Genomic DNA, 24,865 nt, shown 5'->3' with positions numbered 1-24,865 from the left:
TATTTAGTTTTGTATTACTTCAAAATAAGTTAGTGCATCTTTGATAGCATCTACTTGAATAGGAGTGGGGTGCTTCCTTGGCTGTTTTAGTGTTTCAACTGCATTAGGAGCATCGTACATTGGCAAACCTAAGCCACGTTTTACTTCAGCAATGTATGCGGTATGGACTTTGAAGCTATATTTTTCGAGAATATATTCTTGAAGCATTTTGTAAGTAGTTCGTGGTTTTGGCTTGTATGCCTCTGCCCTTTGAGCTATATTATTAAGGGTAAGTCTATTATGAATAGTGTCGATAGGTATCATTCCATCCCCATTGCCAAAGTCTACGGTTATATTAATGTAGCTGTCTGGAGCTTTGTGGGACTTTGGTAATACCGTTGAGACAGTGGTATTGATGTCGAGGGTGGAGAAGTGAGTGTGTGAAAAGCCCAGTAAATAAGCCATTTCCGAGGTTTCATGGTTAAAATTGGTGCCTTGAAAATCATGCTTTTTACTGTTCGCGGGAATAAGTCCAAAGGGCCATATTTTATCGTGACAAAGCAGACCAGATGTCATAGTTTGGCGCGTGTTCAGGTTAGATGTTAATATTAATTAGAATTATAAATGATATTTAGCCCTTGAATAGCTGTTTAATATGTTGCAATTGCAACATACAGGGGCTGTTATTCCATATATAATGAATGTAAATTGAAAAATAAGGAGGCATCATTTATGGTTGAGCAGATATTTAAATTGTCAAAAGGGAATGAAAAGGCTGTCGAGAAGGTTATTTTCGATGATAATCTGCACTATCTGCACATGGTGTTTAACAAAAAAGAGGGGATGCCGGAACACTTTGCCAACTCGAATGTTTATATGACCGTTGTTCGCGGGAAGCTTTCGATCGGCTTGAATGATCAGGAGGTGCATGAATACGAGGCCGGCACTCTGCTGAAAATCCCCTATCAAACCAAAATGAATGTGAAAAACCTGCATGAGGAAACTTTAGAGTTAATAATCGTAAAAGCGCCTGCCCCGAAAAGCTGACGGACGGGTCCTATGAATGCGTGTTTACGCGCGTTGCTGTGTTTTGCAGACGCCTGAATTCTATAAAATAAAGAGGGGATCATTATACAGGGATATTTTGCAGTCATAACAATCATCTTGCTTGTGATAATGGTCCTATCCCGCATCTTGTTCATGCGTAGAAAAGGGATAAAAGCTCTGAAATTTGGGGAAACGGATAAAAAAGATTTTCTGATTCCTCCCTTTGGGTTACTGTATTTTTATCTTATACTTGCCAATGCTTTCAATTTACCAAAGTTGGGATTTGCACTATTTCATAATGAAATGATTCGTTGGGTCGGGGCAGGATTATGTATATTGGGGCTATTCCTTTTCCTATCCGCTTTGATTTCCTTTGGAATGAGTCTTAGAGTCGGTATCGATAAAGACCATCCCGGTCCGTTGGTAACTTCCGGAGCTTTTGCAATTAGCCGCAACCCACTTTATATAGCCTTCGGATTGGTATTAATCGGGATATTCTTCATCTTTCCGAATTCTATCCTGTTCCTATATCTAATAGCAGGGCTATGGTTATTGAATAGGCAGGTTCTTCGTGAAGAAGATTCTTTGAAAAAAATCTACGGCGAAGAGTATAGGAGCTATTGTAAAAAAGTTCGCAGATACCTTTAAGTATTCTGTAAAACGGAAAATAGATGCGGAGCAGAAAAACATTTACATCCACCGTCACGCCGGACTTGAATTCCACCGTGAATTTGTCCTCGCAGACGGTGACTTTTTCAATCAGCCGCCGGAGAATCGGCTTAGAGTGATTATTACAAAAAGAATATTCAATCGATTACTGCGGATATTATAAGATAAAAAGATTTTTATGATATTTGGAGTAGTTGTTATGGACTCAAGCTTTGAACCTGTGATTTGGCCGGAAGATCAATGGCCGAAAGAAGCCGCCGGTTATAAACAATGTGAAATATGCACGGAAAAATCGCGTGTCATTTGGGGAGAAGGAAATCCCAATGCGCCTATTGTTATCATTTTAGATAATCCCGGTGCCCGCGAAGACGTGGATGGCAAAGAGTATGTCTGCGGAACAAGGCAAACGTTGCAGACCGCTTTGCATCGAGTCAATTTGGCGCCGGGTGATGTCTATTTAACTTATCTTTTAAAGTGCAGGCCCCGTAGTCGGTATAACAAAGAAGAAGTCAGGGCTTTCAGCAAACCGTTTCTTATTCAGCAAATACAAACGATGCAGCCGAAATTCATCGTTTGTCTGGGGGACACCGTTGTTCAGGCGATGTTTGGCGATCAGGAGGCCCATGTAAAGAATCTGAGAGGGTCATGGCATGAAGTACTGGGATATCCATGCATTGTCTCCTATCATCCGCTGGCGGTAAGGAGACGTCCTAATCTGACGCGTCATTTTATGGAGGATTTGGATATGCTGGCACAAGAATATAGTAAACGATGATTCTTTCATATCCTTAATTTGAAACGGTAGTCATCAACTTACGAGCGGTTTTCCCAAAAAACAGCGGGTGTATTTTCAAAGGAAGATACCCCGTTTTTTTATACCCTTTTTGGGCTTCAAGGCATTCCGGTTGGCGGCACGCTCCGGCGGATAATCGGCATGCACGGAAGCACTTGTTCCGGCTCTTTATGAAGCTACACAAGAATATACAATTAAGTACAACATCTGTTATTTATTCGATTTCGGATCTGTTCTATAATTTATTCAGAATAGAAACCGAAGGAGAATTGGGAGAATGAGATACGGCTATTTTGACGATGAAAATAGAGAATATGTCATTGATCACGTAAACACACCGGTTCCCTGGACAAATTATATCGGTGTAAACGATATGTGCGCCATTCTTAGCCAAACCGCGGACGGTTATGTCTTTTATAAATCTCCGCAGTACCACCGCATTACGCGCTTCCGTCCGAATGCGCCGATCAGCCGTCCCGGCCATTATGTGTATCTGCGCGACGACGACACCGGCGAGTATTGGAGCATTTCGTGGCAGCCTGTCGCAAAGGATTTGACCAAAGCGAAATATGAATGCAGGCATGGGCTGTCCTACTCGAAATACAGCTGTGATTATAATGAGATTTCCGCCTGCCAGACGGTTTTCATTCCCCTGAACGAGCCGGTCGAATTATGGGATGTGGTCCTGAAAAACAACGGAACCCGGCCGCGCCGTCTCAGCGTTTACTCTTACCTTGAGTTTTCGTTCCACCAAATCGATATGGACAATCAGAATTTTCAGATGAGCCTGTATGCATCCGGTTCCAGTTATGCCGACGGGATCATTGAATACGACCTTTATTATGAAGAATTTGGCTACCAGTGGTTTACCGCGAGCTTTGCACCCGACGGATTCGACTGCCTGCGCGATCGCTTTTTGGGCGCTTACCGCGACGAAAGGAATCCGATTGCGGTGGAAAAAGGAGAATGCAGCGGCAGTTTTGAAAAAACAGGCAACCACTGCGCCGCCCTGCAAAAGAAACTCGTTTTGCAGCCGGGGCAGGATATTCGGCTTGCCTTTCTTTTGGGCGACGGAAAACGCGAAGCAGCCGTCCCCGTGCGAAAAAAATATTCGGATCCGGCGAATGTGGACAGAGCGTTTTCCGACCTCGCGGCTTTCTGGGATGAAAAGCTTAGCAAGCTTCAGGTAAGCACCCCGAATCCGGGAATGAACACTTCGTTAAATATCTGGAATTTATATCAGTCCGAAGTAAACATTCTATTTTCACGGTTCGCTTCGTTTATTGAAGTGGGCGGCAGAACCGGCCTGGGATTCCGCGACACTTCCCAGGACGCGATGACCATTGCATCCTCCAATCCGGAAAAGTGCAGGCAGCGCATTATTGAACTTTGCCGCGGCCTCACACAGCAGGGCTACGGGCTGCACCTGTTTCAGCCGGAGTGGTTCGACCCCGCCCTTCAGGGAAAACAGCAAAGCTTCAAATCCCCGACGGTGATTCCCACGCTCAGCATGGAAGAAAAGGTTCACGGAATCAAGGACGCCTGCTCGGACGACGCCCTGTGGCTGGTTGCCGCGATCAGCGAATACGTTAAGGAAACAGGGGAAGTTTCCCTTCTGGATGAAACGGTTACCTATGCCGACGGCGGAGAAGGTACGGTCTATGAGCATATGATGCGGATTCTTGATTTTTCCGACAGACAGGTTGGCGCCACGGGAATCTGCAAAGGGCTTCGCGCCGATTGGAATGACTGCCTGAATTTAGGCGGCGGAGAAAGCGCCATGGTCTCCTTCCTGCACTATTGGGCAATTCAGCATTTCCTTGATTTGTCCCGCTTTATCGGAAAAATCGAGGAAGTGGAGACCTATGAAAAGATGGCTGCAAAGGTGAAAAAGGCCTGCAACGATAACCTGTGGGACGGCGAGTGGTATATCCGTGGGATTACCGCCGGCGGCAGGAAAATCGGTACGCATAACGATGAAGAAGGCAAGGTACATATGGAGTCCAACACCTGGGCGGTTTTTTCCGGTGTGGCTGACCGGGACCGTGCGGTTAAGGCGATGGATTCCGTCGACAAATACCTCTATACAAAATACGGATTGATGCTCAATGCGCCGTCTTATACAAAGGATGATGACGAAATCGGGTTTGTCACGCGGGTTTATCCGGGCGTTAAGGAAAACGGTTCGATTTTCAGTCATCCGAATCCGTGGGCATGGTGTGCCGAGGCGGCACTTGGGCGGGGAGACAGGGCGATGAAATTTTACAATGCCCTGCTGCCCTATAACCAAAATGATGAAATCGAAGTTCGGCAGTCGGAACCCTACTCTTACTGCCAGTTTGTCATGGGAAAAGACCATACTGCTTTCGGGCGGGCAAGGCATCCGTTTATGACGGGCTCGGGCGGCTGGGCGTATTTTGCCGCAACGAGATACCTTCTCGGCATAAGACCGGATTTCGACCGTCTGATCGTTGACCCGTGCATTCCAAAGGCTTGGGGCAGTTTTGATGTTACCCGCGTCTGGCGCGGCGCCGCCTATCAGATTCATGTTGAGAATCCGTGCGGTGTCAGCAAGGGCGTTAAAACCATGGAACTGGACGGAAAAATCGTTTCCGACGGCATTCCGGTGCAGAAAACCGGAACACAGCACCGGGTTCATGTGGTTATGGGATAAACGGACAGAACGCTCGCCGTGCAGAGCGGTTTTTTGTACGGAGAAAAGTGGGATGAAGATATGATTCAATTTGGAACAGGCGGATGGCGCGCAGTCATCGGTGACGAATTTACCAAAGCAAATGTCCAGCTTTTAACGGCCGCCATTGCCGGAAAGCTAAAAGACGAAGAGAAAGCGGCAAGCGGATTCGTAATCGGATATGACCGGCGGTTCCTGTCAAAAGAAGCGGCCCAATGGGCCGCGGAGGTTATGGCGGGGGAGGGAATCCTTTGCCGCCTGATCGACCGGGAATCGCCTACTCCGTTAATTATGTTTACGGTGCAATATTACGGGCTGCCTTACGGCATGGCGGTAACCGCCAGCCATAATCCTGCCATTTACAACGGGATTAAGGTTTTTATGGAGGGCGGGCGTGACGCCGACGAAGGGTTAACAGGGGAATTGGAACAGTACATAAAAAATATAGACCCGGCTGAAATAAAGCGGATACCGTTTGAAGACGGCGTAAGAAACGGCATGATTCAGATGATTGATCCGATGAATCAATATATTGACAGTATCATCCGTTCCATTAACATGGACGCGATTCGAAGCCGCAACCTCAAAATTGTACTGGACCCGATGTACGGGGTCAGTAAAACGGCACTGCAAACCATTCTGCTTACGGCGCGATGCAATGTGGATATCATCCATGAGCGGCACGACGCGCTGTTCGGGGGCAGGCTCCCCGCGCCGAACAGCAAAACACTTGCCGGGCTGATGAATTATGTGGAGGAGCATCACTGCGACATTGGAATCGCAACCGACGGCGATGCCGACAGGCTGGGCGTAATTAATGACCGGGCAGAGTTTTTGCACCCGAACAAAATACTGGTCATGCTCTATTATTACCTGATGAAGTTTAAAGGATGGCACGGAGCGGCGGTGCGAAACATTGCCACAACCCATCTGCTCGACCGTATTGCCGAGGATTTCGGAGAAACCTGCTATGAAGTTCCGGTAGGATTTAAATATGTTTCTTCAAAAATGGCGGAAACCAATGCGATTATCGGCGGGGAATCCTCCGGCGGACTGACCGTGCGCGGGCATATTCAAGGCAAGGACGGCATTTATGCGGCTTCGCTGCTTGTGGAAATGATTGCAACCACAGGCCGCAGGCTGTCGGAGATCTACAGCGAAATTACCGATCGGTACGGGAGCTGCGAAATGGAGGAATGCGACTTCCGGTTTTCACAGGAAGTAAAAGATAAAATAACCGAAATCCTGCTCCAGGATAAACGGCTGCCGGAATTTCCGTACGAAATCGAAAAGGTATCGTATATGGACGGCTGTAAGGTTTACTTTAAAAATAAAGGCTGGATTATTGCACGCTTTTCCGGTACAGAACCACTGCTGCGAATTTTTTGCGAAATGCCTACCCTCGAGGCTGCGCGGGAAACCAGCGATGTTTTAAAACAATTCCTTTCTCTTTCATAATCACTCCTCAAAAAGGCAGCTGCAAATTGCGGCTGCTTTTTTGAGGTATAATGTTATTATTGACGAAAATAGGAAAGGAATATAGAATTGGACGCATACCGTATTTTGCATTCAGGAAAGCGGAGAATCGTTAGGAACAGGAGGGTCAAAGGGAGGACGGACGGGGCGGTGAAGGGTTAAGGATATCCCCTGTTTGCATTCATAGATTTTGTATAAAACGGGTGTATTTTTTATAAACATGAAAAAATATACCCGCTTTTTCTGCGTTCTGTGCTATAATTCCAGTATGATGATTCGGAGGCATTCAAGATGTTTAAAGTAATTCTTATTGATGATGAAGAAATGATTGTGGAAGGGCTTAAAAAGGTGGTCGATTGGGCGCAATATGACTGCCGGGTCGTCGCCGCCGCATCGGAAGCAAAATCCGGTGCAGAAGTGATTCGGGCAAACAATCCGGATATTCTGTTTACAGATATCAAAATGCCGAATATGGACGGGCTCACCATGCTGGCCGGGCTGAAAGGCGAGTTCCCCAACATGCAGATTACCGTCCTCACGGGATACCGGGACTTTGAATATGCGACGCGGGCGATTCAAATCGGCGTAACGCGGTTTTTGCTGAAGCCTTCAAAAATGGATGAGTTGGAGGAAGCGCTCCAGGTCATGACGGAAAATCTGCGAAGGCAGCAGAAAGGGATGCCGGAATCAGGAGAGAAACCGGCGGAAGAATTACAGGGTACAAGCCCGGCAAACAACTTTATTGTGCGGGGCGCTTTAAAATACATAGAACTTCATTATGCAGATAAATTAACGCTTACGGAGCTTGCGGAAAAAGCCTATGTGAGCCAGTGGTATCTCAGCAAGCTGCTGAACAAATATACGAATAAAAGTTTCTGTGACCTGCTGAACGAAACCCGGATTAAGAAAGCGGAAGAGCTGCTGCGGCAAAACCCTTCTTTAAAGATTTACGAAATTTCAGATGCGCTGGGCTTCAACGATGTCAATCATTTTTCACGGGTCTTTAAAAAGATCAAGCAAATGTCACCCAACGAATACCGCAATAATCTCTATAAACAATGATTACGGCGGCAGTTTTTGCCCTGCTTTTTCGATGGGAATTTGGATGATATCGGGGATTTTACGGCTTTTGGGGGTAAAACAGGTGATTGGGAGGTAGTAAAATGCATATTGAAAACGGACTGAGAAGCAAAAAAATATTACTGGTGGACGACAGCCTTCTGACTTCTAAGATGGTGTCGGAGTTTCTGAATGCGAACGGATATGAAACAGAAACCGTTGCGGCAGGAGAAGAAGCGGTGCAGAAAGCCTGCAGTATGCCGATCGATTTAATTCTTATGGATATTGAATTGGCCGGCGAAATGAACGGAATAGAAGCCGCGCGCAGAATCATAAAATACAGGGATATACCGGTCATTTTTTTCACAGGGAATACGTCCCAAGACATCATTGACAAAATGAAAGAAGTCAGGGCATACGGGTTTGTCATAAAGGGAATGGACAAGGCCTTATTGCTGTCCACCGTGGAAATGACTTTAAATCTTCACGAAGCAAATACCCAAACGATTCTGTTTAACCGGATTTTCGAAAATTTTGTGAATGAGATTTATATTTTTGACGCGGAAACCTTAAAATTTTCCGCTGTAAACCGTGCTGCTGTGAAAAACATCGGATATACAAGAGAAGAGCTGCATACGATGACCCTCCTCGATATTAAGCCGGAATTTGATCGGGACTGTTTTCAAAAAGTTCTGAATCGGTTAAGCAGCGGCGAACAGCAGCAGATTTTCCATAATGCCGTATACCGGCGAAAAAACGGCTCCCTTTATCCGGTGGAAATGAATTTGCAGCTTCTGAATTACGGAGGGAAAAAATTATTTCTGGCGCTGGCCGTTGATCTGACGGAACGCAGCGCGATGAAAGACCAGCTTACGAAAAAGGAATCCATGCTGGACGCCATTATTAATTCGGCGCAGGATGCGATCGTTATCCTGAACAGTCAGGGAAACGTAACGCTGTGGAACCATGCGGCGGAACAAATCTTCGGTTATACACGGGAAGAAATCCTGGGAAAGAATCTGCACAGGCTGGTCGGGATGGATGAACACACTTTTCAAAACAGTTTCGAGTTCTTTCGGTTGGCCGGGGCAAAAAATGCAAAAGGAAAAACCATTGAGGTAAAAGCGAAACATAAGAACGGGCACGAACTGAATATAGAGGTTTCCATGTCGTTCCTGAAGATCATGGATGATTTGCACTGCATCGCAATCATCCATGACATCAGTGAACGCAAACGGGCGCAGGAAGAACTGATCAACAGCCGGAAACAATATTTTGAATTGGCGGAAAATGCGCCGATTGGAATCATATTGTGTGACGAAGAATGCAACATTCTTTATGTAAATCCCAAAACCCTGGAAATCCTGGGTTCGCCGGGGATTGAGGAAACAAAAAAGATTAATTTAAGAACATTCCCTCTTCTGGTTCAATACGGCTTATCCAATAGACTGGATGAATGCATGCAGAATAATGAACTGGGTATCTTCGAGATGAATTATGAATCGAAATGGGGCAAAAAAGTATTCCTGAGGCTGCATGTGAAACCAAGGAGCGACAAAGGAAAAGTAACGGGCGCTCAGGTCATTATTGACGATATCACTGAAAAAAAGCAGATGGAAGAAGAACTGCGTTCTTTATCTTTAACGGATTATCTCACCAATGTATACAACAGGCGTTTTTTTATCCGGAAGCTGGAGGAAGAAATCGAGCTTATCCGGCGGCGGAACCGGGGGACGTTTTCCCTTACCATGCTGGATGTGGACCATTTCAAGCGCATCAACGACCGTTACGGGCATAACGTCGGCGATCAGGTCCTTAAAAATTTGACATACGTAATCAAAAACAGGATTCGCAAGGCGGATTGCCTGGCGCGCTGGGGCGGGGAAGAATTCGTCATCTTGATGCAGGGTACAACGGTGAACAATGCGATGGCTTTGGTGGAGGAATTGCGGGAAAGCATCAGCAAGATGATTCTTACAGGGGTGGACAGCGTTACGGCCAGCTTCGGAGTGGTGGAATATAACGCCGGGGATACGGTGGATTCCTTGATACAAAAGGCGGACAACCTGATGTACGAGGCAAAGGCGGCGGGCAGAAATTGTGTGCGCTGCTGAAAAAGAAGATGGAATGCGCTCAGGGGGAATAAGGGATATAACGGAAGAAATCTACAGGCAAAGCGAATTGACAGCGCATGAAAAAAAGTATATGATAACAGTAAATTGAATAAGAACACGGGGGGACTCATCCGAGTTGAGAAGGTAAAACCTGACCCTTTGAACCTGTCAGTTAACACTGTCGTAGGGAGCTTTGATTTAGAGATATCGCTATCGTATGCTCGCCGTGACGGCGGGCATTTTTTTATTTTCAAAAGCCTTGCCGAGACGATTCTCTCCTCCGGTCTTTCCGTGATGATTTGTTCTAAGGAGGAATTACTATCAAGAATGTATTAACCATTGCAGGCTCGGACTGCAGCGGCGGCGCGGGGATTCAGGCGGATTTAAAAACCTTTGCCGCGCACGGCGTCTACGGAATGAGCGTGATCGTATCCGTTGTCGCGGAAAATACCTGCCGCGTGATTTCCATTAAAGATATCCCGCCGAAGAGCATTGCCGACCAGATCGACGCCGTCTTTGAAGATATCCGGGTCGACGGCGTGAAAATCGGGATGCTGTCCAATAAAGAGCAGATGAAAACGGTGGCGGACAAGCTTTTGCAGTACCGCCCGCGCGGCGTGGTGCTCGACCCGGTGATGGTGGCGAAAGGCGGGTGCGCGCTGATGCACCCGGAGGCGCTGGAAACGTTAAAAAAGGAAATGCTGCCGCGGGCATTTCTGATTACGCCGAATATACCGGAAGCCGAAGCCCTGACCGGAATGAAAATCGAAACTGCGGAAGAGATGAAGCAGGCCGCAGCTTTGCTGTTGAAAATGGGTACGCAAAACGTGCTGATAAAAGGCGGGCATCTTTCGGGTGATGCGGTGGATATCCTGTATGACGGCAAGGAATTTTCTGCGTTTACAGCGGAGCGGATTCAAACCAAAAATACCCATGGAACGGGCTGTACGCTGTCGTCCGCCATCGCGGCGAATCTGGCAAACGGGATGGGAACGGCTGACGCCGTAAAAGCGGCGAAGGAGTATGTAACGACCGCCATCCGCCACGCTCTGCCCATTGGAAAAGGGCACGGCCCCACCAATCATTTTTATACCCTGTATCAAAAAGGAGGATTACGCAATGCGGAATTATAAAACGCAGATGGAAGCGGCCAAAAAGGGAATCCTAACAAAAGAGATGGAAACCGTAGCGAAGAAGGAGTACATAGAGCCGGAAAAACTGCGGGAATTGGTCGCCTGCGGCCAGGCGGCGATTCCGGCGAATATCCACCATACCGCGCTTTGCGCGGAAGGAATCGGCACGGGGCTGAAGACGAAAATCAACGTAAACCTCGGAATCTCCGGCGATTGCAAAAACTACGATGTGGAAATGCGGAAGGTGGAGATGGCTCTGCGCTTCGGTGCAGAAGCGATCATGGATTTGAGCAATTACGGCAAAACCAACACCTTCCGCCGCGAACTGATCGCAAAATCCCCGGCAATGATCGGAACGGTTCCCATGTACGACGCGATCGGCTATCTGGACAAGGACCTGCTGGAAATCTCCGCAAAGGATTTTCTGAGGGTAGTGGAAGCGCACGCCGAGGAAGGCGTGGACTTCATGACGATTCACGCGGGAATCAACCGCCGCGCGGTGGAAGCGTTCCGCCGGGAAGGGCGCAAGATGAATATCGTTTCCCGCGGCGGCTCCCTTTTGTTTGCTTGGATGGAAATGACGGGCAACGAAAACCCGTTCTTTGAATATTACGACGAGGTGCTGGAAATCCTGCGTGAGCACGACGTTACCATCAGCCTTGGCGACGCGCTGCGCCCCGGCTGCCTGAACGACAGCTCCGACGCTGGCCAGATCAGCGAGCTGATCGAAATCGGGAACCTCACGCGGCGCGCGTGGGAGAAGGACGTGCAGGTTCTGGTGGAAGGCCCCGGCCATATGGCAATGGATGAAATCGCGGCGAATATGAAGCTGCAAAAGCGCATCTGCCACAACGCCCCGTTCTATGTGCTCGGCCCTCTGGTTACCGATATCGCGCCCGGCTACGACCACATTACTTCCGCAATCGGAGGCGCAATCGCGGCGGCCAGCGGGGCGGACTTTCTCTGCTACGTTACGCCCGCGGAGCATCTGCGCCTGCCCGACCTGGACGACGTGAAAGAGGGCATCGTCGCCAGCAAGATTGCCGCGCACGCCGCAGATATTGCAAAGGGCATTCCCCATGCCCGCGATTTGGACGATAAAATGGCGCTTGCCCGCCACAAAATGGACTGGGACGAAATGTTCCGGCTTGCGATCGACGGCGAAAAGGCGAAACGGTACTTTGAAAGCACGCCCCCGGCCGACCGGCACACCTGCTCCATGTGCGGCAAAATGTGCGCCGTACGCACGACAAACTTAATTCTGGAGGGCAAAAAGGTAGAGTTCTGCTCTGAAAAATAAGGGGGACGAGAAATATGAACGCAATTACAAAAGAGGTTTCACAGGCGAACGCGGAACTTCGTAAAACCGCTCCGCTGGTGCATAATATTACAAACTACGTTACCGTAAACGACTGCGCGAATGCGCTGCTTGCCATCGGCGCTTCGCCGATTATGGCGGACGATCTTTTGGAAGCGGGTGATATCGCCGCCATTTCCTCCGCCCTTGTCCTGAATATCGGCACGCTGAACCGGCGCACGATTTCCTCCATGATCGCGGCCGGGAAAAGGGCCAACGAATGCGGTATCCCGGTTGTGTTCGACCCGGTCGGCGCGGGCGCTTCCAAACTGCGCAACGATACCGTGAAGGAAATCCTTGAGCAGGTGAAAATCACCGTCCTGCGCGGCAATATTTCGGAGGTTTCCTTTGTCGCCGGGCTGGACGTGACCACGAGGGGCGTGGACGCTTCTGCCGCCGACGGAAACCGGGATGCGGCTGCCGTGGCAAAAGCGGTCGCCGAAAAATTTGGCTGTACCGCCGCGATTACCGGCGCGGTGGATGTAATCTCCGACGGAAAGCGGATTGCAAAAATCCGCAACGGACACCCGATGCTCAGCAAGGTGACCGGCACAGGCTGCATGACGACCGCACTGGTCGGCGCTTACGCGGGTGCGAACCGGGACGCGTTTGTTGCGGCTGCTGCGGGCGTTGCCTCCATGGGAATCGCGGGGGAAATCGCCTATGAAAAAGCGGGGCGGCTTGGCACCGGCAGCTTCCATATTGCGATTCTCGACGCGCTGAGCCATTTGGATTCTGCGGTTATGAAAGCGAGGGGGAAGCTGGATGAAGCGTAAAATCGATTATTCCCTGTACCTTTGCACGGACCGGAGCCTGATGTCCGTTCCGACCGTGGAGGAAGCGGTGGAACAGGCGATTCTCGGCGGCTGCACGCTGGTTCAGCTTCGGGAAAAGGATTGTTCCTCGCGCGATTTTTACGAAACTGCCCGTTCCGTAAAAGCCGTGACCGACCGCTACGATATTCCGCTTATCATCAACGACCGGCCGGATATCGCGCTTGCCGTCGGAGCCGACGGCGTGCACGTCGGCCAGAGCGACCTGCCCTGCGGGGTTCTGCGCGGGATTTTGGGCGGGGATAAAATCATCGGGGTTTCCGCTTCCAGTCTGGAGGAAGCGGTTCAGGCCGAAAAAGACGGCGCGGATTATCTCGGGGTCGGCGCCATGTATGCCACGGGCACGAAAACGGACGCGAAAATTGTTTCCATGGACGAACTCTTGAAAATCCGGGACGCGGTGAGCTTGCCGATCGTCGTGATCGGGGGGATTAACCGGAAAACCGCGCCCGCTTTCTGTAAGATTGGCATCGACGGCCTGGCGGTTGTTTCCGCGGTCATCGCCCAGCCGGACATCCGCGAAGCCGCCCGCGAACTTTTGAAAATATTTAAGGGGAAAAGCAAATGAGAGATAAAAACGGCGCAATCTTTGATCTGGACGGTACCCTGCTGGATTCCATGGGAATCTGGGCGAAAATCGACGAGCGGTTCCTTTCCAAAAGAGGAATCGCGCTTCCGGCGGACTATGTCGAGAAGGTAACCCCCATGGGCTACCCCGCCGCGGCGGCTTATACCATCTCCCGCTTTTCCCTGACCGAAACAGCGGAGGAAGTGATTGGGGATTGGATTGCGCTTTCGAAAGAAGCCTACGAGTCGGAGATCCGGCTGAAACCGTACGCCGAAACCTACCTTCGCCAGCTGAAAAGCCGGGGGGTAAAGCTGGCGGTGGCAACCGCGCAGACGAAGGAACTGTACCGCCCAGCGCTCCAAAATAACGGCGTATTGGATTTATTCGACGCCTTTGCCGATTTAAGCGAGGTTACGCGCGGAAAGGGCTTTCCGGATATCTACCTGCTCGCGGCACAGCGGCTCGGGCTGAAACCGGAGGAATGCGTGGTGTTCGAGGATATCTCCCCCGGAATCCGCGGGGCGAAAGCGGGCGGCTTTTCTGCCTGCGGGGTTTACGATTTCTATTCGGAATACGAAAAAGAAACGATTATGCGGGAAGCGGATTGCTATATCCATTCTTATCGGGAACTGTGCAAACCGGATTCGTTTTGAACGATTTGCAAAGAAGGCCGAATCCTGCCGCGCCAAGGAGTGCCGGGGAACATTTAGCTGAATTTTTTTTAGAATAAAGCTTCTTTTTTATAAAAAAAATATTTAAAAGAAAAATTTTTCGTATCATATTGACAATAGCATAGTAACTATATTATAATAGAGGAAAATTAAAGTATGTAACTGATTCGATCAGGCATAAGCTTTCAGAACTCCCGGTTTGGGGAGGTATGACTGCTTATGCCTTTTTTTACGCCTTCAAGGGGGGAGATTTGAGGCCGAATCGTCGAAATTTGAAAGCTAGAAAAAATTGAGAGGTGCGGAGGCTGAAATGTGCTTGAAAGTGATTAAGGCATTGAACAACAATGCGGTTCTTGCTCAAAAGCTGGATGGCAGCCAGATTGTCCTGATGAGCAAAGGAATTGGCTTTGGAAAAAGGCCCGGAGAAGCTGTTGACGAAGATACGGCGGAACAGAAGATGTTTTACATACTGGACAGCAGTGGAAATGAAAATAAGCTCAGGCAGCTAAGTCTGGAAGAAGCGAAAGTGGAACAGATCACGCGCGAGATTGTCGAAATTGCGGAAAAGAAGCTTGGAATTCAAAATGAAAATTTGTACGGCGCGCTGCTGGATCATATCACATTTGCGATTGAATGCCTGCAAATGGGTTTGCCGATCGACAATCCGTTTATCGGGGAAATTTCCATCCTTTACAGTAAAGAATACGAAATCGCGCAAATCGCCGCGGAGATCATAAAAGAGCGGACCGGCGTTGAAATCGGCACCGGCGAAACGGGTTTTATTGCGCTTCATCTTTACTCGGCGCGCAAAAACAAACATGTCCGAATGGCCATGAAAAGCACAAGGGTATACAGCGAAATTCTGGATATGGTCGGTGTGATGATCGGGAAAAAACTGGATAAGGCGCACGCGCCCGCAAAAAGTTTTTTGCTTTCCATCCACTGCCTTGTTACTTCGGCCGCGAATGAAAGTCCAATCGTTATGAAATTAAGCCAGCAGGTGAAGCTCAGTATGATCGATTCCTATATGGCGGCAGCAAAAGTAGCGGAGGTGATTGAAAAAGAAATGAATGTATGTCTTTGCGAAGATGCAATTGCCTATATAGCGGAGGATATAGAGAAGCTCAGGCAACTTGTCACCTGATCGGGGGAGCTCGATTAAAAATATATATTTTAGGGGGAAAAACAATGCAAAAGGTTTTAGCGGCATTTCAAAAGCTTGGTAAATCATTGATGTTACCAATCGCGACACTTCCAATTGCAGGGTTACTTTTACGATTCGGGCAGCCGGACTTGCTCAATATTCCGTTTATTCAAAATTCAGGCGGAGTCCTGTTCGACAATCTGCCCATGCTGTTTGCAATCGGTATTGCGGTCGGTTTGGCAAAAGACAATCACGGCGCGGCGGGTTTAGCCGGCGCAATCTGCTATTATGTTCTTACAGAATCCAGCCAGGCGGTTAATTATGCGCTGCAAGTACATACGATGTTCGTACCGCAGGGCGGAATGCCGAAAGACTTGGCCAAAATTAATATGTCCGTCTTCGGCGGCATCATTGCCGGTATTATTGCCGGACTGCTCTATAACCGATTTAAAGATACGAAACTGCCGGATTGGCTAGGGTTCTTCGGCGGCAGAAGATTTGTTCCGATTGTTTCCGGCGGCATGTCCCTTGCAACAGGCGCCGTTCTGGGCCTCATTTGGCCGACCATTCAGAGAGGCCTTGACGCCACGGCGAACTGGATGCTGACAAGCAGAGGCGTCGGAGAATTCTTTTACGGATTCCTCAACCGTCTGCTCATTCCGTTGGGCCTGCACCACGTCATCAATACCCCGATCTGGTTCCAGTTCGGTACGTATACAGCCCCTGACGGTACGGTATCTCACGGCGATATTTTCCGTTTCCTTGCCGGCGACCCAACCGGCGGCCATTTCACAGCAGGATTCTTCCCGATTATGATGTTTGCTCTTCCCGCGGCTGCTTTAGCCATGTACGTATGCGCGAAGAAGGAAAACAGGACAATCGTCGGCGGCGCTCTTTTCTCCGTTGCTTTTACGGCTTTCTTAACGGGTATTACAGAGCCTATCGAATTCATGTTTATGTTCCTTGCTCCGGTTCTGTACTTAATCCATGCGGTATTAATGGGTGTATCCCTTGTTGTATGCAGCGCGCTGAATATTCATGACAGCTTTGCCTTCTCCGCAGGCTTGACGGACTATCTGCTCAACTGGAAGATTGCGCATAACGGGTGGATGATTATTCCGGTCGGCCTTGTATTTGCGGTTATCTATTTCTTCCTGTTCGTCTTCTTTATCAAGAAGTTCAACCTGAAGACACCCGGCCGCGAAGATGACAACGAAACGGCTGATTTCTCCAAACTGGTTGCGGATCAGGGCTTTGATACCTTAGCGAAACAGTACCTGGATGCGCTCGGCGGTTCCGAAAATATTAAGGAAATCGATTCCTGTATTACAAGAATCCGTCTGGTGCTGAAGAGCAATAAGGAGCTGGACGAAGGCGCATTTAAGTCTCTTGGCGCTTCGGGGCTTCTGAAAGCCGGAAATCAGGTAACACAGGTCATTGTGGGTACGAAAGCGGAGCTTCTCGTTGACGCAATGAAGAAATTAATAAAATAATAAGTTGGCGGCCGTTTTAGGATTCCGGCTGCCCTTGAATTGAGACGGTGAGGAAAGTCTTCCGGCTTCGGCCGGAAGACGGCTCCCCTCCGACAGTTTCCGTCGAATAAACGTATTCGTGCGGAATTTTATCACTGGAGGTTCCTATGGGATTATTTAGAAAAAAAAAGAAGTACGAAATTCTGGCGCCGCTGACCGGGAAGGCCATTCCCATTGAGGAAACGCCCGACAGCGTCTTTTCCGGGAAAGTTCTTGGAGACGGGGTGACGATTCTGCCGGAAAGCGGGGAAGTGATCGCACCGGCGGACGGCACGGTGGTCAACATTGCGCATTCGTACCATGCCTTATGCATTGAGGGAGATGACGGAGCGGATATTTTAATCCATTTGGGTATTAATACCGTTGAACTGAATGGAAAAGGATTTACCTGCCACGTAAAACAAGGGGATCATGTTCAGGCAGGGCAGAAGTTGATGGACGTTGATCTTGAATTCATAAAGGGGAATGGTTACAGTATAGCCTCCCCCTGTATTGTAACCAACCTGGAAAACATGAAGAATCTGTTCCCGAAGACAGGGGGAACAAAAGCGGGAGAAACCGTAGTTATTCAATATGAAAAAGCATAAGAATTCATCAGAATGACAAGAGGAAAATAAGATGAAAAATTTTCAATATACGATTACGGCTGCCGACGGCCTGCATGCAAGGCCGGCAGGGCTTCTGGCGAAATGCGCGCAGGGGCTTGATTCCGAAGTCATCATTACCTGCGGCGGAAAGAGCGCGAACGCAAAAAAGCTTTTTGCGATCATGGCTTTGAATGTAAAAGAAGGAGACGCCATTGAACTGGCGGTTTCCGGAAAAAACGAAGAACAGCATGTAAAGACCATCAGCGATTTCTGCCGTGAAAATCTCTAGATACAATTTACAACACCATGTATTTTGTTTCCATACCACTGAAGTCAATAACCCCAATCTGACCGCGCCGGAGGAATAAAATCTTCCGGCGCGGCCCTCTATAAAAAATAAAAAGTCCGGATGTATTAAAAACGATCTTAAGTAAGCATACTCTATACGCGATAAGCAGTCAGGTATTGAACCATGCCGGAAGAAATAGTATGATATTATCAATGGTTATCCGGTGCTTTGCTGGGCGTCTGTTACCCTAGACAAGCATTACCACTGATTAAGAATCATATTTTATGACTTATAGCAATAGACAGAAAGGCACAGGAAGCGTATACTAGAAAACAAAAATTTATCCGGCTTTACGACGAACGAACAGCACACTTTGAGTTTTTCAGGGTGTGCTTCTTTTCGGGCAACCGGATGCATTTTTATGATGATGGAGGTAAAAATGAGACATCTGATTGATCCGCTCGATCTATCCGTACAGGAGATTGACAAGCTGTTGGATTTAGCCGATGATATCGCAGGAAATCCAAAGAGGTATTCACAGGTTTGTTCAGGAAAAAAATTGGCAACCTTATTTTATGAGCCTAGTACACGCACCCGTTTAAGCTTTGAATCCGCAATGCTGAACATGGGGGGCAGTGTATTAGGCTTTTCTTCTGCAAACAGCAGTTCCGCCGCAAAAGGGGAAAGCGTTGCCGATACCATTCGCGCCGTTTCCTGCTACGCCGACATTTGCGCAATCCGTCATCCCAAAGAGGGCGCTCCGCTGCGGGCTTCCCAGTATTCCAAAATTCCGGTCATCAACGCCGGCGACGGCGGGCACCAGCATCCGACCCAGACATTGACAGATTTAATGACCATTCGTGTGAAGAAGCACAGACTGGATCATTTAACGATTGGACTGTGCGGCGATTTAAAATTTGGCCGGACGGTTCATTCTTTAATTACGGCATTGTCAAGATACGAGGGCGTTCGCTTCGTGCTGATTTCCCCGGAGGAGCTGCGGGTGCCGGACTACATTATCGACAATGTGCTCAAGGCGAAGAATATCCCTTTCGAAGAAGTCGAGAATATTGAAGACGTGATTTCGCAGCTTGACATTCTTTACATGACAAGGGTACAGAAGGAACGCTTCTTCAATGAGGAAGATTACATCCGCCTGAAAGACAGCTATATTCTTACAATGGACAAAATGCAAAATGCGAAGCCGGATATGGCGGTTCTGCATCCGCTGCCGCGTGTAAACGAAATCGCGCTGGAAGTGGACGACGACCCGCGCGCCGCCTATTTCGACCAGGTTCAAAACGGTGTATACGTCAGAATGGCGTTGATGATGACGCTTTTGGAGGTAGAACATGCTTAATATTGACAGCCTGAATAAAGGAATTGTGCTGGACCATATCCGTGCCGGAAGCAGTATGAAAATCTATGATTTGCTGGGACTGTCCCAAATGGACTGCTGCGTTGCGGTGATTAAAAACGCAAAGAGCAACAAGCTCGGGAAAAAGGATATCATTAAAATCGAAGGAACCACCGATATTGATCTCGACGTTTTGGGCTTTATCGATCACAATATTACCGTCAATATTATCGATAACGGGCAGATTATTGAAAAGAAACAGCTTTACCTTCCCAAAACCCTGACCAATGTGATCAAATGCAAAAATCCCCGCTGCATCACCAGCATCGAAGAAGAAATCAACCATGTGTTCCGGCTTACCGAAGACGGAACGCAGCGCTACCGCTGCATTTACTGCGAGCAGGAATATCAGGATAAGTAAATCCTGCCGAAAAATAAGTATCTTCCCGCAAAACTTATTTTTATTAACTTTCAGTCTTTTGTTTTCATATTTAATTTTCCTTTTCCCGGCGTCTCTTTACGTGTGAATTTTCGGGTGCTATTCTCTAGAGAGTGAAAGAAACGATGTGTTTCGGAAAGGGTCTGGAGGAGAAAAAGTATGAAAACAAGAGTCGAGAGCGATTCGATTGGAAGCATGGAAATACCGGAGGACGCCTATTACGGCGTTCAGACGTTAAGGGCAAAGCAAAATTTTCCCATTACCGGTTTAAGAATGAACGATTATTTTATAAACAGTCTGGCGGAAATCAAAAAAGCGGCCGCAATAACCAACTGCGAAGCGGGTACGCTCGATAGAACGAAAGCGGACGCCATTGTGGCGGCCTGCGACGAAGTCCTCGCGGGGAAATGGCACGACCAGTTTATCGTCGACCCGATTCAGGGCGGCGCCGGCACTTCGGCGAATATGAACGCCAACGAAGTCATTGCAAACCGCGCTATCGAGATTCTGGGCGGAAAAAAGGGCGACTACACCATGGTTCATCCGAATGATCACGTCAATATGTCGCAGTCGACCAACGACGTGTTCCCCACCGCCGGAAAACTGACGGCGCTCATGCTGATGCCGAAGACTATCGCCCAGATGAAACGGCTGCGCGACGCTTTAAAGCAAAAAGGAGTCGAATTCGACGGGATTATTAAAATGGGACGCACCCAGCTTCAGGACGCGGTTCCCATCCGCCTCGGCCAGTCGTTTCACGCTTATGCGTCGGTTGTTGACCGCGACATTAAGCGGCTGGAAAAAGCCGAAGGGGAAATCCGCGCCGTGAACATGGGCGGCACCGCCGTCGGTACGGCGATCAATGTCAGCCCGTCCTATCTGGTGCATATCGTTGAAAACCTCGGAAAGCTCAGCAAAATTGATATCAAACAGGCGGACGACCTGATCGACGCCACGCAGAATCTGGACGGATTCGTTGCGGTTTCCAACGCGCTGAAAACCTGCGCGGTGAACCTTTCCAAAATGGCGAACGACCTGCGCCTGCTTTCCAGCGGCCCGAAGACCGGCATTGCGGAAATCAGCCTGCCGGCAAAGCAGAACGGTTCTTCCATTATGCCGGGCAAGGTAAACCCGGTGATCCCCGAGGTCGTGTCGCAGGTGGCGTTCAACATTATCGGGAACGACCTCGCCGTAACCATGGCCGCCGAAGCCGGGCAAATGGAGCTCAATGCGTTTGAGCCGGTTCTTTTCTACAATTTGTTTGAATCCATGACCACGCTGGAAAACGCGGTGAAAACGTTTGTGGACAACTGTGTGTCCGGAATTACCGCAAACGAAAACCGCTGCAAAGAGCTGCTCGGCCAGAGCGTCGGCATTGCAACCGCGCTGTGCCCCTACATCGGTTACCGGAAATCCGCGGAAATTGCCAAGCTTGCGCTGAAAACCGGCAAAAACGTAGAAGACATTGTTTTGGAGAAAGGTCTCCTGTCAAAACAGAATCTGGACAGCATCCTGAATCCGGCGGCAATGACCCAGCCGAACATCCGGGGTTGACGATTTCACAATTGCGGGTTAAAATAGCATACATAACAAAGAAAACAGAAACTGCCTCCTGCCATCGGCGGGAGGCAGAGTGATGTCAATCGGTACGCCGAAGGGAAAATGAATAAGGGATGGGGAAAACCGTGAAAAAGTATTTGCTGGAATGCTGTGTCGATTCGGTGGAATCCGCGGCCGCCGCGCAGGCGGGCGGGGCCGACCGTTTGGAATTGTGCGGCAATTTAATCATCGGGGGAACCACGCCGGATATTCATTTGTTTTCAGCGGTGCGGAAAAAAGTCTCCATTCCGGTAAACGTTTTAATACGTCCGCGCTTCGGCGACTTCTGCTACACGGACGAAGAATTTGAGATCATCCGGAAAGACGTGCGAATGTTCTGTGAAAACGGAGCGGACGGCGTGGTCATCGGCATTCTGAAGCCGGACGGAAGTCTGGACAGGGAACGGATGAAAATCCTGATGGAGGCGGCCGGGGATAAGAACGTCACCCTCCACCGCGCGTTTGATGTTTGCAATGACCCGTTCCAAGCCCTCCATGACGCCGAACAGCTTGGCGTGCGCACCATCCTGACCTCCGGGCAGAAGAACGCGAGCTATGAAGGCAGGGATTTGCTCAGCCGCCTGGTGAAAGAAGCGGACGGGAAAATCGATATTTTGGTCGGCGGCGGCGTCGGCGCGGAAAATGTCGAAGAACTTGCCAAAGCGACCGGGGCGCAGGCCTTCCATATGTCGGGCAAGGTCACGCTGGACAGTGCCATGACCTACCGGAAACCGGACGTGAGCATGGGGCTTCCGGTTATGAGCGAATATGCGGTCTTCCGTACGGATGAAAAGAAAGTGGCAGCCGTCCGGAACATTTTAAATAAGCTTGGTTCGGCCGGCTGATGAGGAGAGACGGCTGTTACCGCTGCGGGGGGATATGAGGATGTTAGATAAAATCGACAGAAAATTAATTGAACTGCTGCAGTCCAATGCAAGAATATCGGTCAAAAAGCTGGCGCAGGAGGTGTTTTTATCAGCACCGGCGGTTTCGGCGCGGCTGGAACGGCTGGAAAAGCTGAAAGTTGTAACGGGATACACCGCTTCCGTCGATTACGTGAAACTGGGATATCATATCGTTGCCTTTATTAACCTGGAGGTCGCCCCCAGTGAAAAGGTGGTATTTAACCCGTTTATTCAGCAATGCCCCAATGTAATCGAATGCAACTGCATTACGGGAAACTATTCCATGCTGATTAAGGTTGCCTTTCCCAGCACGGTGGAGCTGGATACCTTTGTAGGGCAGCTGCAGCAGTACGGCCATACCCAGACGCAGATCGTTTTCTCTACACCCGTGCCGCACAGGGGGATTAATCCGGCGGATTACAATGAAGATTAAGAAGATAAATAGGGTGGGAGCATATCAAAATCGCTGATATGCTCCTTTTGTTCATAAATAATGAGAAAAGATGCAAAATCGTTTTGCTTTATAACTGCGAAAATGGTATAATGGAATACACTTTTGAATGAATTGTGAATTCGCCGCCCGGCATAAAAGGGGAAAGATGGGATTCGATGATCTATAAAATTCTTACTTTTAATTATTTAATCACAATTGGCATTGCTTCTTGGATTGCCGCTCAGGCGATTAAATCCTTGATTTTTATTTTCCGCAATAAGCGGATCAATTTCAAAACCCTCTCCGGTGCGGGAGGAATGCCGAGCGCGCACTCCGCGCTGGTTTGTTCCGTAGCGGTCGGCACCGCCCACAAATACGGTCTTTCCTCTCCTTATTTTTCCTTCGCGTTTACCCTTGCCGTTATTGTCATGTACGACGCTATGGGCGTTCGCCGCGCGGCGGGGGAACAGGCGAAGGCCATCAATTCCATGCAGGAATATTTGAAAAAGAACCGGTGTGCGCTGCCCGACGGCGACGAATATTTTAAAAATATGGTTACGGGACTGAACGAATCGCTCGGCCACACGCCCGTTGAGGTTGCAGCCGGCATGGCGCTGGGAATTCTGATTGCAGTTTTATCCATTATCTGGGTCCATTAAAAAGGCAGTGCGCAGTGTATCGGCAGTCAGAGACGGAAGCCTTTACAAATCCAAGGGAATGAATCGTTTGCAGCCGCCCTTTAAACGCAGGTTTATCGGGCGGCTGTCTTTCGAAATTTGTCTTTGCCGCCGCGTTATAATTTCCTTCTTTTGCATCATGCTAATCTGTAAACAGAAGAATATTTCTTTCGAAAAAGCAACGCGGCCGCAAGCGGCGTCAAATATTTGACACATTTTGAAAATCGTGTAAAATGATAACAGCGATTGTAATGAAAGGATGGAGCAGATGAAGAGTTTTACATTTTATTCGCCTACGGAAGTGATCTTCGGAAAAGACGCCGAACTTCAGGCCGCGGATGAAATTCAAAAACACGGCGGCACACGTGTGATGGTTCTTTACGGCGGCGGAAGCGCGGTAAAAAGCGGCCTGATCGCGAGAGTGGAACAGACGCTTCAGAAAGCGGGCCTTCCCTTTCGGACGGTTGGGGGAGTCAGCCCGAATCCGCGCGTATCCTTTGCACGCGACGCGGTTGCCAAAGCCAAAGAGTTCGGCGCGGACTTTTTCCTTGGAGTCGGCGGCGGAAGCGTAATCGATACGGCGAAGGCCGTCGCACACGGCGTGGCAAACCCGGATACGGATTTCTGGCTTTTCTGGACGCATGAAAAGGAACTTACGAAAACCATGCCCGTCGGCGCAATCCTTACAATTTCCGCAGCCGGAAGCGAAACCAGCGATTCCGCCGTGCTCACCAACTCGGAGCTCGGCGTAAAAAGAGGGCTGAACACCCCGTTCAACCGCCCCAAATTTGCCATTATGAATCCGGAGCTGACCTATTCGCTTCCTCCTTTTCAGGTTTCCTGCGGTATCGTAGACATCATGATGCATACGCTCGACCGCTATTTTACACTGACGGAGGGGAACGAGATTACCGATGAAATCGCGGAATCCCTTCTGCGGGTTGTAATAAAGAACGGAAAAATTGCACACAGGGATTCGCATGATTACGACGCGATGAGCGAACTGATGTGGTGCGGAAGCCTTTCGCACAACGGGCTGACCGGCCTTGGCGCCGTAACGGATTTTGCGCCCCATCAGCTCGGCCACGAACTGAGCGCCCGTTTTGACGTGGCGCACGGCGCAAGCCTTTCCGCCGTATGGGGCTCGTGGGCCGAATATTGCTGGCGCGAGAAACCGGAACGCTTTGTGCGTTTCGCGGACAAGGTCTGGGGAATCCAAAAGAGCAGTACCGAGGAAACCGTAAAAGCAGCGATTGCCCAAACGGTCTCCTATTTTGCTTCGCTCCAAATGCCGACCTGTTTTACGGAACTGGGAATCGGCGTGCAAAGCGACGATGTCCTCCGTCAGCTGGCGGACAGCTGTGTTTTTCACGGGGAACGCACCATCGGCGGCTTTAAAGAGCTCGACGGTGAGGATGTCTATGCAATCTATAAACTGGCCAACCATTAATAACAGGAGGAAAATTCATGAACAAAACGGAAAAGAAGGAACTGCAGATTCTTGCGTGTAAA

At 49.2% G+C, this 24,865-nt stretch carries 24 protein-coding genes and 1 riboswitch; of the genes, 23 read left to right on the top strand and 1 reads right to left on the bottom strand.

Going from position 1 to position 24,865, the window contains the following annotated elements; genetic code table 11:
• Window positions 1-3: 3 nt before the first annotated feature.
• Entirely contained in the window at window positions 4-555 is a 552-nt protein-coding gene (locus OUY18_RS04790) for a hypothetical protein (protein WP_419196116.1), read from the bottom strand.
• 156 nt (window positions 556-711) lie between these two features.
• On the opposite strand from OUY18_RS04790, the gene OUY18_RS04785 reads away from it, so the two are divergent.
• The 23 genes from OUY18_RS04785 to OUY18_RS04675 all read left to right on the top strand — a co-directional run bounded on the left by OUY18_RS04785 (window position 712) and on the right by OUY18_RS04675 (window position 24,803).
• Window positions 712-1,026, top strand: a complete 315-nt coding sequence (locus tag OUY18_RS04785; RefSeq protein WP_268057591.1) for a cupin domain-containing protein — start codon at window positions 712-714, stop codon at window positions 1,024-1,026.
• A gap of 129 nt (window positions 1,027-1,155) precedes the next feature.
• Complete coding sequence (locus OUY18_RS04780) at window positions 1,156-1,674, top strand: isoprenylcysteine carboxylmethyltransferase family protein (protein ID WP_326492979.1); 519 nt, start codon at window positions 1,156-1,158, stop codon at window positions 1,672-1,674.
• A gap of 220 nt (window positions 1,675-1,894) precedes the next feature.
• Complete coding sequence (locus OUY18_RS04775) at window positions 1,895-2,470, top strand: uracil-DNA glycosylase (RefSeq protein WP_268057590.1); 576 nt, start codon at window positions 1,895-1,897, stop codon at window positions 2,468-2,470.
• A 295-nt stretch (window positions 2,471-2,765) separates the two neighbouring features.
• Complete coding sequence (locus tag OUY18_RS04770) at window positions 2,766-5,162, top strand: GH36-type glycosyl hydrolase domain-containing protein (RefSeq protein ID WP_268057589.1); 2,397 nt, start codon at window positions 2,766-2,768, stop codon at window positions 5,160-5,162.
• Window positions 5,163-5,222: 60 nt separating this feature from the next.
• Complete coding sequence (locus OUY18_RS04765; protein ID WP_268057588.1) at window positions 5,223-6,638, top strand: phosphoglucomutase/phosphomannomutase family protein; 1,416 nt, start codon at window positions 5,223-5,225, stop codon at window positions 6,636-6,638.
• Window positions 6,639-6,947: 309 nt separating this feature from the next.
• Complete coding sequence (locus OUY18_RS04760; protein ID WP_268057587.1) at window positions 6,948-7,718, top strand: response regulator transcription factor; 771 nt, start codon at window positions 6,948-6,950, stop codon at window positions 7,716-7,718.
• A gap of 101 nt (window positions 7,719-7,819) precedes the next feature.
• The gene (locus OUY18_RS04755; protein ID WP_268057586.1) at window positions 7,820-9,829 is read left to right on the top strand and encodes a PAS domain S-box protein; all 2,010 of its coding nucleotides are present in this window, start codon (window positions 7,820-7,822) and stop codon (window positions 9,827-9,829) included.
• Between the two features lie 109 nt (window positions 9,830-9,938).
• A riboswitch (TPP riboswitch) is annotated at window positions 9,939-10,036 on the top strand.
• Between the two features lie 113 nt (window positions 10,037-10,149).
• A complete protein-coding gene (gene thiD, locus OUY18_RS04750; RefSeq protein ID WP_268057780.1) occupies window positions 10,150-10,962 on the top strand; it encodes a bifunctional hydroxymethylpyrimidine kinase/phosphomethylpyrimidine kinase in 813 nt (270 codons plus the stop codon).
• A complete protein-coding gene (thiC, locus tag OUY18_RS04745) occupies window positions 10,949-12,262 on the top strand; it encodes a phosphomethylpyrimidine synthase ThiC (protein WP_268057585.1) in 1,314 nt (437 codons plus the stop codon). Before thiD ends, thiC begins: the two co-directional genes overlap by 14 nt.
• A 14-nt stretch (window positions 12,263-12,276) precedes the next feature.
• Window positions 12,277-13,095 (top strand): hydroxyethylthiazole kinase, encoded by an 819-nt coding sequence (thiM, locus tag OUY18_RS04740; protein WP_268057584.1) that lies wholly within the window; start codon window positions 12,277-12,279, stop codon window positions 13,093-13,095.
• Window positions 13,085-13,720, top strand: coding sequence for a thiamine phosphate synthase (gene thiE / locus OUY18_RS04735; protein WP_268057583.1), 636 nt, complete (start codon window positions 13,085-13,087; stop codon window positions 13,718-13,720). The genes thiM and thiE overlap by 11 nt, the downstream gene beginning before the upstream one ends.
• The gene (locus tag OUY18_RS04730; protein WP_268057582.1) at window positions 13,717-14,373 is read left to right on the top strand and encodes an HAD family hydrolase; all 657 of its coding nucleotides are present in this window, start codon (window positions 13,717-13,719) and stop codon (window positions 14,371-14,373) included. Before thiE ends, OUY18_RS04730 begins: the two co-directional genes overlap by 4 nt.
• 328 nt (window positions 14,374-14,701) lie before the next feature.
• The gene (locus tag OUY18_RS04725) at window positions 14,702-15,535 is read left to right on the top strand and encodes a PRD domain-containing protein (RefSeq protein WP_268057581.1); all 834 of its coding nucleotides are present in this window, start codon (window positions 14,702-14,704) and stop codon (window positions 15,533-15,535) included.
• Between the two features lie 44 nt (window positions 15,536-15,579).
• Entirely contained in the window at window positions 15,580-17,028 is a 1,449-nt protein-coding gene (gene nagE / locus OUY18_RS04720; protein ID WP_268057580.1) for an N-acetylglucosamine-specific PTS transporter subunit IIBC, read from the top strand.
• 146 nt (window positions 17,029-17,174) lie between these two features.
• A complete protein-coding gene (locus tag OUY18_RS04715; RefSeq protein WP_268057579.1) occupies window positions 17,175-17,654 on the top strand; it encodes a PTS sugar transporter subunit IIA in 480 nt (159 codons plus the stop codon).
• Window positions 17,655-17,685: 31 nt separating this feature from the next.
• A complete protein-coding gene (locus OUY18_RS04710; protein WP_268057578.1) occupies window positions 17,686-17,943 on the top strand; it encodes an HPr family phosphocarrier protein in 258 nt (85 codons plus the stop codon).
• A 439-nt stretch (window positions 17,944-18,382) separates the two neighbouring features.
• Complete coding sequence (gene pyrB, locus OUY18_RS04705) at window positions 18,383-19,303, top strand: aspartate carbamoyltransferase (protein WP_268057577.1); 921 nt, start codon at window positions 18,383-18,385, stop codon at window positions 19,301-19,303.
• Complete coding sequence (locus OUY18_RS04700) at window positions 19,296-19,721, top strand: aspartate carbamoyltransferase regulatory subunit (protein WP_268057576.1); 426 nt, start codon at window positions 19,296-19,298, stop codon at window positions 19,719-19,721. Before pyrB ends, OUY18_RS04700 begins: the two co-directional genes overlap by 8 nt.
• Before the next feature lie 177 nt (window positions 19,722-19,898).
• Window positions 19,899-21,293, top strand: a complete 1,395-nt coding sequence (locus OUY18_RS04695; RefSeq protein ID WP_268057575.1) for an aspartate ammonia-lyase — start codon at window positions 19,899-19,901, stop codon at window positions 21,291-21,293.
• A 131-nt stretch (window positions 21,294-21,424) separates the two neighbouring features.
• Window positions 21,425-22,183, top strand: coding sequence for a copper homeostasis protein CutC (locus OUY18_RS04690; protein ID WP_268057574.1), 759 nt, complete (start codon window positions 21,425-21,427; stop codon window positions 22,181-22,183).
• A gap of 40 nt (window positions 22,184-22,223) precedes the next feature.
• Entirely contained in the window at window positions 22,224-22,676 is a 453-nt protein-coding gene (locus OUY18_RS04685; protein WP_268057573.1) for an Lrp/AsnC family transcriptional regulator, read from the top strand.
• A gap of 176 nt (window positions 22,677-22,852) precedes the next feature.
• The gene (locus tag OUY18_RS04680; RefSeq protein ID WP_268057572.1) at window positions 22,853-23,335 is read left to right on the top strand and encodes a divergent PAP2 family protein; all 483 of its coding nucleotides are present in this window, start codon (window positions 22,853-22,855) and stop codon (window positions 23,333-23,335) included.
• A 286-nt stretch (window positions 23,336-23,621) separates the two neighbouring features.
• Window positions 23,622-24,803, top strand: a complete 1,182-nt coding sequence (locus OUY18_RS04675) for an iron-containing alcohol dehydrogenase (protein ID WP_268057571.1) — start codon at window positions 23,622-23,624, stop codon at window positions 24,801-24,803.
• The last annotated feature ends 62 nt before the right edge of the window (window positions 24,804-24,865 follow it).

Source organism: Caproiciproducens galactitolivorans (genome assembly GCF_026672255.1).
In the GTDB taxonomy this organism is placed as follows: Bacteria; Bacillota; Clostridia; order Oscillospirales; family Acutalibacteraceae; genus Caproiciproducens; species Caproiciproducens galactitolivorans_A.
This window is presented reverse-complemented; position numbering and strand designations above follow the sequence as displayed.

Bases quoted from the DNA above. Each gene is read 5' to 3' on its own strand.
- OUY18_RS04790 (WP_419196116.1), bottom strand. From the start codon at position 555: ATGACATCTGGTCTGCTTTGTCACGATAAAATATGGCCCTTTGGACTT.
- OUY18_RS04785 (WP_268057591.1), top strand. From the start codon at position 712: ATGGTTGAGCAGATATTTAAATTGTCAAAAGGGAATGAAAAGGCTGTC.
- OUY18_RS04780 (WP_326492979.1), top strand. From the start codon at position 1,156: ATGGTCCTATCCCGCATCTTGTTCATGCGTAGAAAAGGGATAAAAGCT.
- OUY18_RS04775 (WP_268057590.1), top strand. From the start codon at position 1,895: ATGGACTCAAGCTTTGAACCTGTGATTTGGCCGGAAGATCAATGGCCG.
- OUY18_RS04770 (WP_268057589.1), top strand. From the start codon at position 2,766: ATGAGATACGGCTATTTTGACGATGAAAATAGAGAATATGTCATTGAT.
- OUY18_RS04765 (WP_268057588.1), top strand. From the start codon at position 5,223: ATGATTCAATTTGGAACAGGCGGATGGCGCGCAGTCATCGGTGACGAA.
- OUY18_RS04760 (WP_268057587.1), top strand. From the start codon at position 6,948: ATGTTTAAAGTAATTCTTATTGATGATGAAGAAATGATTGTGGAAGGG.
- OUY18_RS04755 (WP_268057586.1), top strand. From the start codon at position 7,820: ATGCATATTGAAAACGGACTGAGAAGCAAAAAAATATTACTGGTGGAC.
- thiC (WP_268057585.1), top strand. From the start codon at position 10,949: ATGCGGAATTATAAAACGCAGATGGAAGCGGCCAAAAAGGGAATCCTA.
- thiM (WP_268057584.1), top strand. From the start codon at position 12,277: ATGAACGCAATTACAAAAGAGGTTTCACAGGCGAACGCGGAACTTCGT.
- thiE (WP_268057583.1), top strand. From the start codon at position 13,085: ATGAAGCGTAAAATCGATTATTCCCTGTACCTTTGCACGGACCGGAGC.
- OUY18_RS04730 (WP_268057582.1), top strand. From the start codon at position 13,717: ATGAGAGATAAAAACGGCGCAATCTTTGATCTGGACGGTACCCTGCTG.
- OUY18_RS04725 (WP_268057581.1), top strand. From the start codon at position 14,702: ATGTGCTTGAAAGTGATTAAGGCATTGAACAACAATGCGGTTCTTGCT.
- nagE (WP_268057580.1), top strand. From the start codon at position 15,580: ATGCAAAAGGTTTTAGCGGCATTTCAAAAGCTTGGTAAATCATTGATG.
- OUY18_RS04715 (WP_268057579.1), top strand. From the start codon at position 17,175: ATGGGATTATTTAGAAAAAAAAAGAAGTACGAAATTCTGGCGCCGCTG.
- OUY18_RS04710 (WP_268057578.1), top strand. From the start codon at position 17,686: ATGAAAAATTTTCAATATACGATTACGGCTGCCGACGGCCTGCATGCA.
- pyrB (WP_268057577.1), top strand. From the start codon at position 18,383: ATGAGACATCTGATTGATCCGCTCGATCTATCCGTACAGGAGATTGAC.
- OUY18_RS04700 (WP_268057576.1), top strand. From the start codon at position 19,296: ATGCTTAATATTGACAGCCTGAATAAAGGAATTGTGCTGGACCATATC.
- OUY18_RS04695 (WP_268057575.1), top strand. From the start codon at position 19,899: ATGAAAACAAGAGTCGAGAGCGATTCGATTGGAAGCATGGAAATACCG.
- OUY18_RS04685 (WP_268057573.1), top strand. From the start codon at position 22,224: ATGTTAGATAAAATCGACAGAAAATTAATTGAACTGCTGCAGTCCAAT.
- OUY18_RS04680 (WP_268057572.1), top strand. From the start codon at position 22,853: ATGATCTATAAAATTCTTACTTTTAATTATTTAATCACAATTGGCATT.
- OUY18_RS04675 (WP_268057571.1), top strand. From the start codon at position 23,622: ATGAAGAGTTTTACATTTTATTCGCCTACGGAAGTGATCTTCGGAAAA.